Genomic DNA, 17,056 nt, shown 5'->3' with positions numbered 1-17,056 from the left:
TGAGCACAAAACGCCATGCCACAGATAAATACAAATGCAATTAAACTAACTTAGCGATCAGTGTATCTAAGTCACCTTGCAAGAAATTGACAGGTGGGATTTCAATCACAGTATAAGCCCCCGCCGCCTGCTTCATCGATGCACGTGCAGCAGAAACCATAAATTGCGACGTTAACGCTGGGTTATTAATACGCATTGAATATTCGAACAATTGGTTGTGTGTGGCACCTGAAACCCCTTTGTGGGTCATATGCACGCCGTGACCAACATCTTTCAATGTATCAATACTATCAACTTGGCGAATATGTGTTTCATCAGAGGAAAAATAGCTATCCGCTTTGATCGCTTGAGCAACGTCATCAAATTTAGCCCCTGCGTCCAGTTCAATATACACCATACGGCGATGTACTCCAGTGCCTAGCGGAATAGTCACTGATAATGCATCTTTTACACCCTCAATCGCTTTTGCCGCAACACTGTGCCCCATACTCATTCCCGGTCCAAAATTGGTGTAAGTCACCCCTTTTGGTGCCATCGCTAACATTAGGGTACGCATAATGGAATCAGAGCCTGGATCCCACCCTGCCGAAACAACTGCCACGCTATTATGTTGTTTTGCAACATCATCTAGGCTTCTTTTCAGTGCTACGATATCCGTGTGTACATCGAAGCTATCAACCGTATTGATGCCTAATGCTAAGATTTTTGCCGCAAGTGGGCCAATAGCTCGAGTTGGCGAACAAAGAAGCGCAACATCCACTTCCCCAAGTTTTTCAATATCATCAACGACGTTGTATGAGGCAAGTTCAGCGGGAATATCTTGTGTATTGCGACGAACAATTCCAACAAGTTCAAAATCGTCTGCGGCCAGAACAGCTTCTAGTGCATAATGGCCAATATTGCCATATCCCACTATTGCTGCTTTAATTTTTGTCATTTTCGCTCCTATACAGTTCTGATGTTGCTTATTAATTTATAGCGAAATTAAATTTAACAGATTAATTAAAAGTAAACAAAACATTCACTTTACAAAATATGGTGCATTTTAGCCCTATTTTCATTAACGAATTCCATGTAGAATTGCGTAGTCAAACGACCATCCATAACTTCCATAAATAGATAAAGGTTCTCAATGCATCAATCTGATGTGACTGAGCGGTCACTCTTTTCACTCAGTTGGCCAATTTTTATTGATATTTTTCTCCATTTGGCCACGTTATTAATCAATACTTACATGGTTAGTCATGTATCTACCGCTTACCTTGCAGCCATGGGGGTGGGTAACCAAGTTTTTGATCTTTTTATTACTATTTTTAACTTTATTAGTGTGGGATGCAGTGTCGTTATCGCCCAATATTTAGGGGCAGGTCGCCGAGAAAAAGCCAGTCAAGCGATCCATATTTCTATTGCCTTTAACTTTATTCTGGGACTTTCCAGTGCATTAGTCGCGGTATTCTTTGGCTATACCATTCTAGAAATCATGAATATGCCATCCCATTTAATGGCAGATGGTTATACCTATTTACGTATTTTAGGGATTTGTTTAATTCCTGAAGCCATTTCGATTATCTTAGCGGCATGCTTACGAGTTTATGGAAAAGCACAACCAGCTATGTGGGTAACATTGATCGCTAACTTGATTACTGTTGTTGGTAATATCATTGTACTTTATGGGTTTTTCGGCCTGCCGCAATATGGTTTAGAAGGTGTGGCATGGTCTACTGTGGTCGGTCGTATTGTTGCCGTTGTTCTACTATTTTGCTTATTATTCTATGGGTTACGCATCAAGTTTGTCCCAATAATGTTAATCCACTGGTCACGTAAAATGCTCGGTAAAATTCTGCATATTGGTTTACCCTCTGCGGGGGAAAACCTTGTGTGGATCTTGCATTTTATGACCGCATCCGCCTTTATAGGTTTAATGGGGGAAACCTCCCTTGCCGCACAGACTCTGTATTTCCAATTATCGCTATTTATCATGCTATTCGGTATTTCCGTCAGTATTGGTAATGAAATTATGGTCGGTCATTTGGTGGGAGCAAAACGCTTTGAAGATGCCTATATGCGGGCAATCAAAAGCCTCAAGATGGGCTTTTATGTGACAATTGGTGTTGTTATTGTCTTCTGGTTACTTCGTGATCCGATCCTGAACAACATTACCGATGACCACGGTATTATCGAGTTATTATTACCGCTGTTTTTACTCTCAGTCTTTTTGGAGCCTGGGCGCACCATTAATATTGTCATGGTCAATGCATTACGAGCTTCAGGAGATGCGCGCTTCCCACTGTGTACCGCCATTATCTTTATGTGGGGCGTGGCGATCCCACTCGGTTATTTCTTAGGGATAAAAATGGAAATGGGCTTGCTGGGAATTTGGCTCGGTTTCTTCGCCGATGAATGGTTACGCGGTTTGACTAATGCATGGCGCTGGCGCTCTCGGAAATGGCAAAGTAAACGCCTGGATGTTGAAAGCTAGCCAATAAAACAATCACAATGTCCTGCCCTATTTTATAGGCAGGATTTTTGTGACAAAGCTCAAATTTAAAAATATTTTCCTTTCATTGAAGAAATTTGAGATTATTTTTCTCTTTAACGTCTATATCTCCCCAAACTTAGTGAAGTTTTTCTCCAACGAGTTATTTAAAATAATAAAATCAAAAAAGATTTTATTAAGGGGACTGGCCATGCATGTGCAATCACAACCATTACTTTGGCAATATTTTATCAATGCGGTAAAACAAGAAGTTAAGCCAGCGTTAGGTTGTACTGAGCCCATTTCTCTGGCTTACGCTGCCGCAAAAGCAGCGTCTTTCCTTGATGGTGAAGTGACGCGTGTTTGTGCGTTTGTTTCCCCAAACTTGATGAAAAATGGCATGGGCGTCACCGTACCCGGTACAGGTATGGTAGGACTGCCGATCGCGGCTGCGTTAGGCGCTGTTGGGGGAGATGCCGATGCAGGCTTAGAAGTGTTAAAATCAGCCTCTGCGGAAGCGATTGCACTCAGTAAAGCAATGTTGGCCCAAGGACTGGTGACGGTTGATATCAAACAGCCTTGTGAAGATGTTATCTATTCTGAAGCAACCGTGTATACCCAGACAGGCTCCGCTACTGTGATCATCACAGGCTCACACACCAATATTGTGAAAATCATCCATAATAATGAAACCCTGTTTGATACGTTAGCCAAAAAACCTCAAGACGATCTCCCCGTGGATTGTGCGGCGGATATTCCTTTGCCTCCCGTTACGGCAAAATCAGTCTATCAATTTGCCACTGAAGCGCCGTTAGAAGATATTCGTTTTATCTTAGAGGCCGCACAATTAAATGAAGCTTTGTCCCAAGAAGGTCTGCGTAATGTGTATGGCTTACATATTGGCAAAACCCTACAAACTCAGCGTGATCGCGGTTTATTATCGAAAGACTTAATGTCCGAAATTATGATCCGTACCTCCGCTGCATCCGATGCCCGTATGGGAGGCGCTGTTTTACCCGCCATGAGTAATTCGGGTTCGGGTAATCAAGGTATCGCCGCAACCATGCCTGTCGTAGTGACAGCGGATTATCTGCAATCTTCTGAAGAGCAGTTGGCTCGTGCGTTAATGCTATCCCACTTAATGGCTATCTATATTCATAATCAACTACCTGCACTCTCTGCATTATGTGCCGCAACCACCGCAGCAATGGGCGCAGCCGCAGGGATCGCATGGTTATTGGAGTCTCGCTATGAGGTGGTTGCAATGGCAATTTCCAGCATGATTGGCGATGTCAGCGGGATGATTTGTGATGGCGCATCAAACAGTTGTGCGATGAAAGTCTCCACCAGTGCCAGTGCAGCTTATAAAGCCGTACTAATGGCTTTAGATAACAGCTGTGTCAGAGGCTCTGACGGTATTGTGTCAGACGATGTCGACCAATCAATAGCGAATTTGTGTTCATTAGCCGCAGGGTCAATGAGGCATACGGATGTGCAGATTATTGAGATTATGGCGTCAAAAGCACGTTAATTCTTCGTCCTTAACGTCATCGCCTTGTTGACTTAGGCGTTAAGGACTTTGAATTATTTTTTGAAATGTTTGCTTTTTAATTGCCTTTTTTTGAATGAAAATCTATTTCACTTCCAAGGCGGCAAATTTTTCACGGATAAGTTGTTCAGGAAGTTTTACCCCAATAAACACTAATACGCTGCGGCGAGCTTCGTCGTCTTGCCAATCAGTATCCCAGTCCGCACTATAAAGGCGTTGAACGCCTTGGAATAACAAACGTTTTGGCTCATCTTTAATGGACAAAATGCCTTTATAGCGCAATAGATTATCCGCAAAGCCAAGTAGTAAATCTTCCATTACCTGTGAAACTTCCATCAATTCAACAGGGTAATCAAACTCCACAACAATAGACTCCACCTCATTTTGTTGTTTTGGAGCAAAACGAAAAGTCGGTTTATTTACCTTCAGTTCAGAGTCTAATAAAAACCCTTGAATATCCAATAAAAGCTGTAAGTTAATATCACCGTGAATAACAGGGTAAATTGGTGCTCTAGCATTAATACGTTGTAACCGTTCTATCAGAGCGTCTGTATCAGGGTTGATATCGGTTTTTGTTAATAAAATTCGGTCTGCATAACCGATTTGGGCTTGAGCAATAGCAAAATCATTCAGTTGTTTTTCCGCATGAACCGCATCCACCAAGGTGATGATGCCATCCAATAAAAAACGTTCGCATAATACATCATGAGAGAAAAAGGTTTGCGTGATGGGGCCTGGGTCGGCCATTCCCGTACATTCAATCACTAAGCGGTCAAAATCCAGTTTGCCGCTATCTAGACCATCTAACAAGTCTAATAATGCATTTTCTAATTCACTCGAACGAGAGCAGCAAATACACCCATTACTCAATGTAGTAATTTGGGTGGCTCTGTCACCAATAATGGCGTTATCAATAGGGACTTCACCAAATTCATTTTCAATGACTGCAATTTTATGTCCATGTTCTGCATGAAGAATATGGCTAAGAAGCGTTGTTTTACCCGCCCCGAGAAAACCGGTTAGGATTGTGACATTAATTGGTTTCATTATTATCCTCTTTGCACCATTGTTTCACTGCAATCATCATTAACAGCAGCGGAATCCACCCTTACCACTGCCACCATATCGCGCATCTTGCCGTTCACGAAAAAATTCTTTATAAGTCATGACTGGCTTATCAGGGTGATTGTCACTCATGTGCTGAACATAAGTATCATAGTCTGGAATACCGATCAGCATACGTGCTGCTTGCCCTAAGTATTTACCTGTTTTGCCAAGGTTACCAAACATCAACTTCTCCAAATACAAATGCCCTACATCATGAGCACACAATGTAGGGCGGCCATTCCAGTATCGAGCCGCTGATATGGCTCGATATTGTCGAAAGGTTACTAATGTGAAGATGAAACTTTCACGCCCTCTTTCGGTACAGGCACATACGGTGTTTCTTTGTCTGTACGTTCTGGATTTTTGTGTGCTTTCATTCCCACGCGGATACCATAGAAAATGATACCGTAAACAACCACTAAGAATAGGATACTTAGACCCGCATTGGTGTAGTTGTTGATGATAATGTGATTCATGTTAGTAATTTCTTGGGCTGTCAATTCAGCGCCCCCTGCTGCAATCTTATCTTTATAAGATTTGGCTAAATACAAGAAGCCTTCTAACTGAGGGTTATCACTGAACAATTTCAGTCCTAACGCCCAAGTGGTACAAATCAATAACCACACTGCTGGTAACACAGTCACCATAATGTATTTACTGCGTTTCATCTTAATCAGCACAACGGTACTTAAGACTAATGCAACCGCAGCCAACATTTGGTTCGAGATACCGAATAGCGGCCACAAGCTCTTAACTCCGCCCAGTGGGTCAACAACGCCTTGGTACAGTAAATAACCCCATAAGCCGACACAACCTGCCGTCCCGATGATCCCGGCAATCATTGAATCTGTTTTCTTCAAGAATGGAACAAAGTTACCCAATAAATCTTGCAACATAAAGCGGCCAGAACGGGTTCCTGCATCCAATGCTGTCAAGATAAACAGTGCTTCGAACAAAATACCAAAGTGATACCAGAAGCCCATATTGGCCGCAGGGATAATTTCGTGGAATACAAATGCAATACCAACCGCTAATGTTGGCGCACCACCCGCACGGTTAAGCAAGGATGGTTCACCAATGTCTTTTGCCGTTTGCATAATTTGTTCAGGTGAAATCACAAAGCCCCATGAACTGACTGTTGCCGCTGCATGAACAGAAACATCTTTCAATTGAGCCATAATAGCTGCGCCATCAGCACCACCAAGCTCATGCAGATTAGGCATTGTAATACCTAATGCTGATGGCGGCGTGTTCATCGCAAAGTACAAGCCAGGTTCGATAATCGATGCTGCCACCAGTGCCATAATCGCAACAAAAGATTCCATTAACATTGCGCCGTAACCGATGTAACGCGCGTCTTTTTCGTTTGCTAACAATTTCGGTGTTGTACCGGATGAGATCAAGGCGTGGAAACCAGATACCGCACCACACGCAATGGTAATGAACAGGAATGGGAACAGTGTACCTTTCCAAACTGGACCTGAACCATCAATATATTGCGTCACCGCTGGCATTTTTAATTCAGGGTTCAGAATAACGATACCAATCGCTAAACCAACAATAACCCCAATTTTCAAGAAAGTGGCCAGATAGTCACGAGGAGCTAAGATCAGCCATACGGGTAACAGCGCAGAAATAAACGCATAGCCAACCAATGCATAAGTGATCGTAGTATCTTTAAATGTCAGTGCTGGGCCCCAGTATGGGTCATGCGCGATAACGCCACCGAACCAAATTGATGCCACCAGCAGCACGATACCAATCACCGAAACCTCACCAACACGCCCTGGTCGGAGATATCGCATGTATATTCCCATAAACAAGGCAATTGGCACAGTCGATACCACGGTGAATACCCCCCATGGACTTTCTGCCAAGGCTTTCACGACGATCAGCGCCAATACAGCAAGGATAATGATCATAATGAGGAAACAGCCAAAGAGAGCAAGAGTACCAGGAATAGGGCCTAACTCTTCTTTGACTATCTCCCCTAATGATGCACCGTTACGGCGGGACGAAATAAACAACACCATAAAGTCTTGTACTGCCCCCGCCAAAACAACCCCTGCCAGCAGCCACAATGTGCCGGGTAAATAACCCACTTGCGCCGCAAGCACCGGTCCTACTAATGGCCCTGCCCCTGCAATCGCCGCAAAGTGGTGACCAAATAGGACATTTTTATTAGTTGGAACATAGTTTAAACCATCATTATTAATGACGGCTGGAGTTGAACGTGTTTCATCCAGCTTCATCACTTTTTTAGCGATATATAAGCTGTAATAGCGATAAGCAATAAGATAAACCGCTACCGATGCGACGACTATCCATAGGGCACTAATGTGCTCGCCGCGTCTTAGGGCAACAACCCCTAAACAAATTGCGCCAATGATCCCAAGGATCATCCACGGAATGTGCTTTAAAATACCATTTTTGTTCATAGAACACCCTTCTGAGGTAAAACGAACATGCCATTGATTTTGTATTTACCATCACACTAGTTGCATCGTGGTGCAGTTTGTTATTGATGGCTTTTAATTGGCAGTGGTTGAACTGTATTAAATCGAAAATTGAGCTCTGCCATGGTGTCTATGGTAAGAAATAACACTCTATAAATGATTAAAGTTGCGCTAAGCGGTGCCATACAGAATTAAGCGGTTTGAATTTTGCCGTGAATGGTTTTAAGAAAGGTTTAATGGGATGAAAACTGTGATCTATATAACAATAATAGCTAATATTCAATAAGTTAAGTAGTATAAAAAATATGATTAAAGTTAATCAAATTGTAACTAAATATCATAAAGATCGTAAAAAACACCTTAGATACCCTAAAAAAGAGTATCTAAGTAGGTAGTCTCCTTATGGCCGTGTAATTGTTGTCCAATCGCCGCCAACCCACCAACTGTGCTCACCATCTGTTTCTGTTTTACAGCCAATACCGACTTTGGCTTTGCCATCTTCAAAAGGGTAGGCACAATCATAAATTGCATCAATAACGATCTTCCCAGTCACGGCATCAGCAAAGCCAATCTTATTTCCTTGGCGAATACGATAAACCCCATCTTGGGCTTCATCAGGCCAGTTATCAAAATAATAAATTTGATAAATTTCTTGGTTGTTTTTATCCGCGACGATTAATTTGCCATCCTTTGACTCACGTAAACAATATTGAAAAGCGGATTTTTTATCAAAGCAGTGAATTTGATTTTTTTGGTCATTCATCCATAAGCTATATTGTTGCTCAAGATTTTGTGCAAACACGGGCACAGAGCAAAATATAACGAGTAGACCAGCAATTATATATCGGATCATGATATTCCCCATTTTTTATGGCTTACCGTTCAGTGAAGACTCACTTGGCTGGCTAAAAGTCACTGGAATTAATAACACCTTATTCTGAAACGCCGAATTAAATCGCCACTGGTACGCGGCTGAAATTAAGTTGTCATCGAAATAATCCACACCGCTAGATTGCTGTAACATAACGGAACTTGGTACGCCGCCTTTTGGTACATCAATTTTCAAAACCGCTTCACCTTGCGTTTTCCCCACTGACTCTTGGGAAATCGCAGGTAGCTTCAAGGTATTTTCTTGAATACCAAAAGCCGCAGCGTCAATACTCACCGCCATCGGATCAGCTAGGTTTTCATTTCGCATAGGCGCAATACGATAAGTTGAAACAAAAGGTATCGCCGCTGGCATCACTTTTTGAGCCAACACTTTTTGTTCTTCAAACGCTTGGCGTTCCTCTTCTGTTGCAGATACCGGTATTTCCCCTTTGCTGTACAACTGGGCCATACGTGCATTGATAATATTGACTCGCTCTTTGGTTTTATCTGGCAAACCAAATAAAAAGAAACGGGACTGCGCTACCATCAAACGCTGATCGATACTGTTATCGGCGTTGTAGTGCATTAATGCAAATGCGCCCGCTGCCAATTCAGGATCTTCGTCTATCATCGTCACTCCCCAAGCAAACCATGCATCAATGCGGTTTGGGTTGATCGTGATAATTTGCAAATAATGCCCTCGTGCGCTCAGCAGTAAGTCTCGCCAATGTTGCTCGTTATCGACAAAGCCGTCTTTTATTGCTGATGCTTTATCCTTGGTTAATAAGTTTCGTGCCGCATTAAAATGCATTAACTCCATTCTTGCTGTTGTACTGAGCACTTCCAGATTATTTGGGTGCTTTAACAATAATGCGCGAACTCTTTGCGTATTGCTTTCCCATGCTTCTCCATTGGATTTAGAACGACTATCCGCTTGTCGCAGTGTGGCTCGTATCTCTTTCGAGATTTCTTGCTGCTGTTGGTAGTATTCATAAGAGGAACGCGAGGTCCGTGTATATTTGGCAGGAACCGTATTATTGACATAACTCACGAGCCTTTTTATCACATGTTCAAACGACTTTTCATTATGCCTTGCTAACGCTTTACTGGCTCTCTCGACTAACAGCCCAACCTCTTTGGCATAATCATCTAAACTTTTCACCGTGCTTTTAAAACTGACAGTGACAAGGTGGCGAACTGGCTGCCTTACGGGTTCAAATCGTAATTGGCTCACGGCATATTCCGCAGCAATATCATAGTGTTTTATACCACTGGTAGTTTCGATTAACGTAAACGCAGGCGTGCCTTTTTCATTCACATCCACGGACACTGTTGCAGTGACATTATCCACATCATATTTAATTGAAGGATAACGAACGCCATTAACTGAACTAGGAACAATGGATGTCCCCTCTGTATTGATGGTCATTTTCCCCGGATAACGCGGATCACCTCGATAATAATCATTCGCTAACCTCACCGCCCCATAACTTCCCTGCACAGATAATGGTTGCTTAGCCAATAATTGTGTTTGCGCATCAACCGTTTCTCTTCGCCAATCCAATACCTTTATTTTGCTTCTTGCTTGTAAAATAAAAACATTTTGGCGTTCCGTTGTAGAGAGGCGCTGAATTTCTTTTGCTAATATCGCAGCGCTTTGTGTATCGAATAATGACGAGGGAGGGGTTGACCATTGATTAGTCAGGCTCAGATATTGTGCGAAAATAAATGCAGCGTAGGCTTTTTTTAAGTTTACATCGCTATTATCTGCTTGGTTTTTTATTAAGCTATACGCTACCCCTAAGCCTTGCCAATAAGCTGGGTTATTGGGTTCTGCCACAACAGCACGAAAGAAGAAAACAAGACTATCTTTTAGCGAAAGTGGATCTGCTTGACGCAATTTAAGTAACCCCACAGCATAAGCGAGCGCCCCATCTTGGGGTAAATATTGGCTCGCATCTTCTAATTGTGTGATTTGATCTTTTGATGCAGGTGTATTGGCTTGTAATAAAGGTTGCCATATTGCACGCATTGCGGCACTTTGCGGCGCTAACTCCACGAGTTTATCCATCTTATCGACACGCGCTTGTAACTCGTGGTATCGCGCTTCAACTTCAACATCGGTTTCCCGATTATCAATAATCCCTGATAGCACATCATTTACGGCTGTGTTTTGTTCATTTAGAAATGACGACCAATCATGCTGTTCAATTAAGGTTTGCGCTCGCCATCGTTGGTTTGATGCTTCATTTAACGGAATATTGATGAGTGTGATGGTGCTAAACACGGCCAATACAACAATGATTATCCCCCAATATTGTCGAGCTTTAAAACGAACCGCACCTATCAACAAGGCAACAACAAATGCACTCCCAAACAGCCACATTACTGTCAGAAATAAGTTATCACTCACATTCAACGCACTTGGCCAAATTAATTCACCCAGCTCGTATAGCGCAATAAATAAGCCATAACCAAAGAAAAGAGGCAGCGCCGATGCCACAAACAAGAAAGTTAAAAGCAATAAAAGAAGCGGAGTCAGTTTTATTTTCAACGTTATTCCCCTATGGCTTCTTAGTCACAATCGACTTGATAGGCAAGAACAGCCCCAGCCAGAAAAACAGGCACAGTCCCAATAAAATAAGTAATGTGATAATACTCAGCGCCATATCAAACTCTAAACCATACTGCGCCCAATACTGATAAAAAGCGGTAGGTGATAACGTTTCAGGTTTTATATTTTGGGTAATACGGCTAGCGATAAATGCCATTAATAATGGAACAGCGATGGCAAAAAAGGTGTAAAAATGCACCTTTTTAATTGCCTTAAACCACGCAGGTGGCGTAAAGGTGATTGGGGGCACAGGTTGTGGACGAACAACTCGACGGGTTTGTGTTTGCCCTTTAACTCGCGTTTTATACACATTTTGTTGTTGCCGTGTTTTTTGTAATGCTTCACTGGCGACTTTTAATTGTTTTGTTCTTTCACAAGCGGCACATTTAAGCCCAACAAAATATTGATGTTCTTTATTTTTGCTACATACCGCCATTTTTTTCTGGCTACGCAGCGCATAAGGTCGTAAGCACTGCACCCACTGAGCCGCACTTGGCCTTTGGGCTGGGGGCCCATTAAAGGCTTTATCAAATAATTGGCGGATCTCCTCAGGTAAAAAGGTATGCCCACTGGTCGGCACAGGGCTTATTCCTTGGTGCGCTTTTACCCCATATGCATAATATTTTCCTGCAATTCGACTGGGTAAATCATTCGGCACTTGATTATGTAAAGGTCGACCAGAAAAGGGATGGATACCAAAATTCAATAATTGAAATAAAATCACTGCCAATGAAAATTGGTCTTGCTGTAACTCTTGGGATTGTGGCACGCTTTTGCTCTGTTGAAATTCAGGTGCAAGATAATCGACAGTAAATTGTCCAGCAGCAAAACGTTCCTTTTCCCCTTGAATACTAAAGCCATCACAATCTAGCATTGATACATATAAGCTTTCCCGATAAAAGCGCAAATTCACGGGTTTCATATCAATAATAAAGTGATTTTGTTGATGAATAGCCTCAACCAAGATCGCTAAATTCGTTGCCAGTTGGATTTTTGCCCCTAACCCAACGGGTAGATTATTTGCTCTAGCCTGTCTTTCCTGCAAGATATATTCAAGCTCAATGGATGCGTTCACATCCAGTTCTGGCATCGCAAAGCCGACAAACTGTTTTTTCTGGTTAAACAGTTGACAGATTGGCCATGCCAACTGAACCACGGGAATTGTCGTATCAGTAATAGGCGGTAAATGTGGCTTTAACGCTAACATTGCCGCTGTTTTACGGCGATATAACGTTTTATCTATTTTATCGTGGTAAAGCTTAGCAACTTGACCTGGCGCTGACGCGATATGATAGACACTGCCAGCTCCACCGCTTTTAATTAATTTACCCAGTTGAATAACTTGCCCTTGCCCATCGACAAGTTTCATCTTATTTGCCACTGCCATTACACTTCCCTAAATGCCACAAGTAAGGTTTTATCATCCCCAGTAATGGAATAAGTACGAGGGTCATCAAGTGTCCCTTTTAATGCTTCACTGCCTGTGTATTCATCATGTTGCTGTAAAAATCGAGTCACAGGATCAATAAAAGGGTGATAAAGTGCATCGCATTGCTTATTCATGGCAAAAGGCTGTACACCATCAGACATTAAGATAATCCGCTCTATTTTGCCGATAATGGGTGTAATACGTAAGTGCGCCTGCCAATCATTTGAGGTTAGAAACCAGGTTTGGTTTGCATATTCACCATTTTCCGGAGAGGAAACTTTGTCAATAAGATGTCCATCTTGTTGGTAAGACGCGATGGCAACGCCATCGCCTAAATGAAAAAGAAAACCTTGCCGTTTACCAATCCATGCAGCCACCACAGTACAAGCGAAATCCTTCAATTCTCCGCGTTTATCATTAGCAAGAGAAATAAGTTGTTCACGTATAGCACTGAGCGTACGAAGAATGACAGGCTGTATCTCTTCAACACATAAATAGTCAACATCGCCAAACTCAGAGATCCGCTGCACAAATAGCCTTGAAACATAACGCGAACCAATATCACTATAACGTGCGGAGCCCGCCCCATCACAAACACAAGCGGCTAATCCATTTGCTGTGTGCTCTGCATGCCAAGCATCTTGGCAAGGCAAATTGTTTTCTTGATGTGAACGCCCTTGCACTGATGCACAATAAATAGACCAACTCATATATTATACCGACACTGTTGACCAGCTATCTGTTGAAGGAAGTTGAGCCTGACCACCCGGTGTCGATTGGGAAACCACCTGCATGCTGGCGCTTAACCATAAAAAAAGTTCTTTAAATTGCAATCCCTTCAACTTTTTCACACCATTCAAGCCTGCGATACTAAACTCCCCCATCACTTGTGCACTTGCTCCATCGACCATAATAGGAAACATCGCCACTTTTTGATCTTTTTGCGCTTGGCGGCACACTTGTGCCGACTCTTCCCATAAGTCGGTTGGAGCCCCATCTGACATTAAAAATAACCAAGGGCGTGTATACGCAACACCGGCTTGGCGGAAACGTTGTTTTTCCGCTTCTATTTCATCTAATGCCGCCATTACGGCTTGCCCAGTTGGTGTTGTACCATTAGCTTCTAATATCGGCGCGGTAAAATCCATCGCATCACACCAATCGCCAATAATCGAGCATTGGTCATTTCCACCATATTGAATAACCAGTATCCGAACACGTTTAGCTGCAATCACATCATTTTTGAGCTCTTTTTCAAGTAATTGCAACCCTGCATTTAATTCGTTAATTGGCTCACCATGCATACTGCCAGAGCAATCTAATACCAAGACCAGTGGTGTTCGTTGCTCACTATTATCGACTAGGGCAACATCTGGAATGATAGGTTGGTTCATGAATTATCCTTATTTTATCGTGATGAAAATACCAATATACAGAATAGTGCCGCTAATGAAACTAAGAAAAATGAAAAACACCGACATTAAATAAGAATTATCTTATAAGAAATGCTAACTTATTTTCTATTAGACTTAAAAATATAATAAGAATACTCCTAAGCGCCGTCATCTAAATAACCATTTAAAAAATCAAATCTTAATAAAGAAAACAGATTAATATTAATAATAGATAGTGAAAACACCTTATTTATACATATTTTACTTATATCTATTATTTATTAGTAACATTTACCGAGCTTACACCGCTCAAGTGTTATAATAAGAGACAATTTATTAATTTTTGTAAATGTCGGAATTGAAAACCAAAATAACTCAAAAAACAAAGTAAACACAGCATAAAACACCAAAAAACACACTCAAATTTAAATTAATGAAAAAAAATATCACCTAAGTGATTGAAACGCCTCAAAAATAACAATTTGAAAAACATACATGAAAGCTAAAAATTCAATTTTCCTCAATTTGACAACAAATATGAGTACCATTAATATCATTCGTGTACTCAGCAAGTGAAAGCTTGCAATAATATTTTAACAAGATTAAAAATTAAGTTTTTAAATAAATTTATTATTCTAGCGAGATAAATAATAATTATTATTTATCAAACCCGCTTTAATAAAAATTTAAAATTCCTTATTGTTAGAATAAAAACTTAATATTTAGTACGCCCAAATAGATACAAATAAATCTTAAATTTCTCACATAATTAGGAATAACTATTATGAAATTCAATAAACTTGCTCTGATTGGTGCATTAACTGCAGCGGCTCTATCTTCTCAAGCTTTCGCAGCAGAAGATGCAACTGTTAATTTCAATGCTCGTTTAGTTGCTGCAACTTGTGATATTAGTGCGTCTAAAACTTTAGTAAACTTAGGTACGCACTCAATTGAAAAAATCACTGATATCAATAAAGCATTAGCTGAATCAAACTTTAATTTAGTATTAAACAAATGTACTAAAGTTTATGATGATGAAAATACTGCAACTGAAGTTTCAATCCTAGCAACGGGTGAATCTTTAGCTGGTCACTCAGACATGTTTGCTGATGCACAAGCATCACAAGTCGGTGTTAAATTAAAATCAGGTTCTGTGGATATCGTTCCTAACAAAGAAGCAACTATCGCTGATCTTAAAGTATTAGGTAATAACGACTACATCGTTCCAGTCACTGCTGGTTTATATGTAACGACTAAAGATGCTTCAGCTCAATCTTTAAATGTTCCTGTAACATTCAGCGTTGCATACGACTAATAACTATTTTTGGTTAATTAGCTAGTTGAGCAGGCGGTATATATACCGCCTGCAATAAAGGAAATTAAAAATGATAAAATTAAAATCCTTACTTTTTTTATTATTAACTTTTTCATTTGCAACTCAAGCAGGTGTAGGCTTAAGCCAAACACGCATTATCATTGAAGAAAAAAATAATTCAGCATCTATTTCTGCACGAAATGACGATGACAAGTCTTATTTAGTTGCGAATTTTATTACACAACAGTTAAACAGCAAAACAGCTACTGAAGGTTTATTTGTTATTACACCTTCTATTTTTAAATTATCGCCAAAACAACGCAATATTATTAAAATTAAAGCGATAACAAACAAGTTTCCTAAAGACAGAGAGTCGATGTACTACTTTCACTCACGTAATGTACCTGAAATGAATGAAAGTAATGGTGTAAAAGTTGGCTTAGAAAACATTATTAAAATTATATACCGCCCTGAGAATTTATCGATGCCACAAGATGTTGCATTTAAAAGCATTAAAATTAACAGGTCGGCAGACGGAATTACATTAGTCAATGATTCACCTTATTACGTCAATTTGGCTGGACTATATGTTAATAGTAAAGGCATAAAACTGAATAAGCAAAATAATGTAATAGCCCCGTTCTCAAAAATGAATTATTTGAGCCAAACGAAAAATGGAGCAGTTAAATGGGCTGTTATCAACGATCTTGGGGGATACAATGAATACCATGGGACGGTTCAATAAAATAGTATTAACTCTAGGTATTGCTCTATTTTCAAGCCAACTTATTGCAGAGAGCGGGCAAATACAGTTCAAAACTCGGATCACAAAAGGAACTTGTGAATTCGACGATAACAGTGATTTAAATAAAACTATCGATTTTAATAAAAAAGGTATTCTTGTCGCATCTGAAGTCAATGAACACCCAATAAAAACGCCCATTTTAACTGAAAATTTTTCATATACCATCGTTTGTAAAAATTTTCCTGCAAATACAGAAAAAAACATAAAAATAAAATCTAAGTCAGCTTCTTCAACACAATTTAGCAATGGCATATTTTACGGACTAGGGGATACAACTAAAACGGGTTTTTTACTTGAATCATGTGATAAAAACAACCAAACTTGTCAGGAAGTGAATGATGAAAGCGTTTCTACTTTCCCATCCACGACCAGTGATTCAGTAGAAGTTAATTATCGAGTTAGCCTAGTAAAACGAGAAAATGGTGTCAAACCCGGTGATTCGAGCGCAGCTGTTACTTTTGAATTTTATCAGGATTAAGTGTCATGAAAAAAATAAAGCAGGTCTTACTAACTTTTTTAACAATTTTCATGTATTACCCTGTAATGGCAGCTGACAATTACACTGTTAGATATGAGTTCTCTGTTTTATTTTTAGCGAAAACTTGTGATATTGATGTCCCTTCTGAAATTTTACTGGGTAATCAAGCAGGTATCACCACCGTAACAGAAATTAAAAATGACAATGTTGCAAAAAACTTTACAATTGGTTTGAAGAATTGCAATAACCAATCACAAAGTACTGCACTTGTTTATCTGTCATCTGGTAACACATTGAATGGTACTAATAATTTTTTCAATGATGATCCAACTGGTGTTATTGGGGTTCAATTATTGGATGGCAACCGTGTTATCAATATCAACAATAACCCTTTGGGCAAACCCAGTGCAGCATCTGTTATCTGGGATAATATTGAAAGCACAAGCGCAACCAAAACTGTCACAGCTAAGTTACGTTGCGCAATAGATAATTGTGAACCTAATGAAGGTGATTTCTCTGCAACATTAACTATCGGTTATTACGCCGATTAATAATACAGTGGA

At 40.5% G+C, this 17,056-nt stretch carries 15 protein-coding genes; 6 read left to right on the top strand and 9 right to left on the bottom strand.

The genetic code is table 11. The annotated features are described in order from the left end of the window. Positions 1-40: 40 nt before the first annotated feature. Entirely contained in the window at positions 41-937 is an 897-nt protein-coding gene (locus AB6N04_RS01825; RefSeq protein ID WP_369310223.1) for a diaminopimelate dehydrogenase, read from the bottom strand. Positions 938-1,132: 195 nt separating this feature from the next. On the opposite strand from AB6N04_RS01825, the gene AB6N04_RS01820 reads away from it, so the two are divergent. Both AB6N04_RS01820 and AB6N04_RS01815 read left to right on the top strand, forming a co-directional pair. After that, the gene (locus tag AB6N04_RS01820) at positions 1,133-2,479 is read left to right on the top strand and encodes an MATE family efflux transporter (RefSeq protein ID WP_369310222.1); all 1,347 of its coding nucleotides are present in this window, start codon (positions 1,133-1,135) and stop codon (positions 2,477-2,479) included. Positions 2,480-2,687: 208 nt separating this feature from the next. Further along, entirely contained in the window at positions 2,688-4,007 is a 1,320-nt protein-coding gene (locus AB6N04_RS01815; RefSeq protein ID WP_369310221.1) for a serine dehydratase subunit alpha family protein, read from the top strand. Between the two features lie 102 nt (positions 4,008-4,109). Here the strand turns inward: AB6N04_RS01815 and yjiA are convergent, their stop codons facing one another. The 8 genes from yjiA to AB6N04_RS01775 form a co-directional block, all read right to left on the bottom strand. Next, the gene (yjiA, locus tag AB6N04_RS01810) at positions 4,110-5,072 is read right to left on the bottom strand and encodes a GTPase (protein ID WP_369310220.1); all 963 of its coding nucleotides are present in this window, start codon (positions 5,070-5,072) and stop codon (positions 4,110-4,112) included. A 39-nt stretch (positions 5,073-5,111) separates the two neighbouring features. Continuing rightward, positions 5,112-5,315 (bottom strand): YbdD/YjiX family protein, encoded by a 204-nt coding sequence (locus AB6N04_RS01805; protein ID WP_004260586.1) that lies wholly within the window; start codon positions 5,313-5,315, stop codon positions 5,112-5,114. 101 nt (positions 5,316-5,416) lie between these two features. Beyond that, a complete protein-coding gene (locus AB6N04_RS01800) occupies positions 5,417-7,570 on the bottom strand; it encodes a carbon starvation CstA family protein (protein ID WP_369310219.1) in 2,154 nt (717 codons plus the stop codon). A gap of 418 nt (positions 7,571-7,988) precedes the next feature. Continuing rightward, complete coding sequence (locus tag AB6N04_RS01795) at positions 7,989-8,441, bottom strand: WG repeat-containing protein (RefSeq protein WP_369310218.1); 453 nt, start codon at positions 8,439-8,441, stop codon at positions 7,989-7,991. A 15-nt stretch (positions 8,442-8,456) separates the two neighbouring features. Next, positions 8,457-11,012, bottom strand: coding sequence for an energy transducer TonB (locus AB6N04_RS01790; protein WP_369310217.1), 2,556 nt, complete (start codon positions 11,010-11,012; stop codon positions 8,457-8,459). A gap of 10 nt (positions 11,013-11,022) precedes the next feature. Continuing rightward, on the bottom strand, positions 11,023-12,459 hold the full coding sequence (locus AB6N04_RS01785; protein ID WP_369310216.1) for a DNA-binding protein: 1,437 nt from the start codon (positions 12,457-12,459) through the stop codon (positions 11,023-11,025). Beyond that, a complete protein-coding gene (locus AB6N04_RS01780; protein ID WP_369310215.1) occupies positions 12,459-13,211 on the bottom strand; it encodes a PP2C family serine/threonine-protein phosphatase in 753 nt (250 codons plus the stop codon). The genes AB6N04_RS01785 and AB6N04_RS01780 overlap by 1 nt, the downstream gene beginning before the upstream one ends. Before the next feature lie 3 nt (positions 13,212-13,214). After that, a complete protein-coding gene (locus AB6N04_RS01775) occupies positions 13,215-13,895 on the bottom strand; it encodes a VWA domain-containing protein (RefSeq protein ID WP_369310214.1) in 681 nt (226 codons plus the stop codon). Positions 13,896-14,679: 784 nt separating this feature from the next. Here AB6N04_RS01775 and AB6N04_RS01770 point away from each other — a divergent pair. From AB6N04_RS01770 to AB6N04_RS01755, 4 genes are all read left to right on the top strand, one after another. Then, on the top strand, positions 14,680-15,210 hold the full coding sequence (locus AB6N04_RS01770) for a fimbrial protein (RefSeq protein WP_369310213.1): 531 nt from the start codon (positions 14,680-14,682) through the stop codon (positions 15,208-15,210). 70 nt (positions 15,211-15,280) lie between these two features. Further along, positions 15,281-15,955, top strand: coding sequence for a molecular chaperone (locus AB6N04_RS01765; protein ID WP_369310212.1), 675 nt, complete (start codon positions 15,281-15,283; stop codon positions 15,953-15,955). Further along, a complete protein-coding gene (locus tag AB6N04_RS01760) occupies positions 15,930-16,493 on the top strand; it encodes a fimbrial protein (RefSeq protein WP_369310211.1) in 564 nt (187 codons plus the stop codon). Before AB6N04_RS01765 ends, AB6N04_RS01760 begins: the two co-directional genes overlap by 26 nt. Positions 16,494-16,498: 5 nt before the next feature. Then, a complete protein-coding gene (locus AB6N04_RS01755; RefSeq protein WP_369310210.1) occupies positions 16,499-17,044 on the top strand; it encodes a fimbrial protein in 546 nt (181 codons plus the stop codon). Positions 17,045-17,056: the final 12 nt, after the last annotated feature.

Source organism: Providencia rettgeri, assembly GCF_041075285.1.
In the GTDB taxonomy this organism is placed as follows: Bacteria; Pseudomonadota; Gammaproteobacteria; order Enterobacterales; family Enterobacteriaceae; genus Providencia; species Providencia rettgeri_G.
The sequence above is the reverse complement of the archived record's forward strand: the minus strand, read 5'-3'. Positions and strand labels throughout refer to the sequence as shown.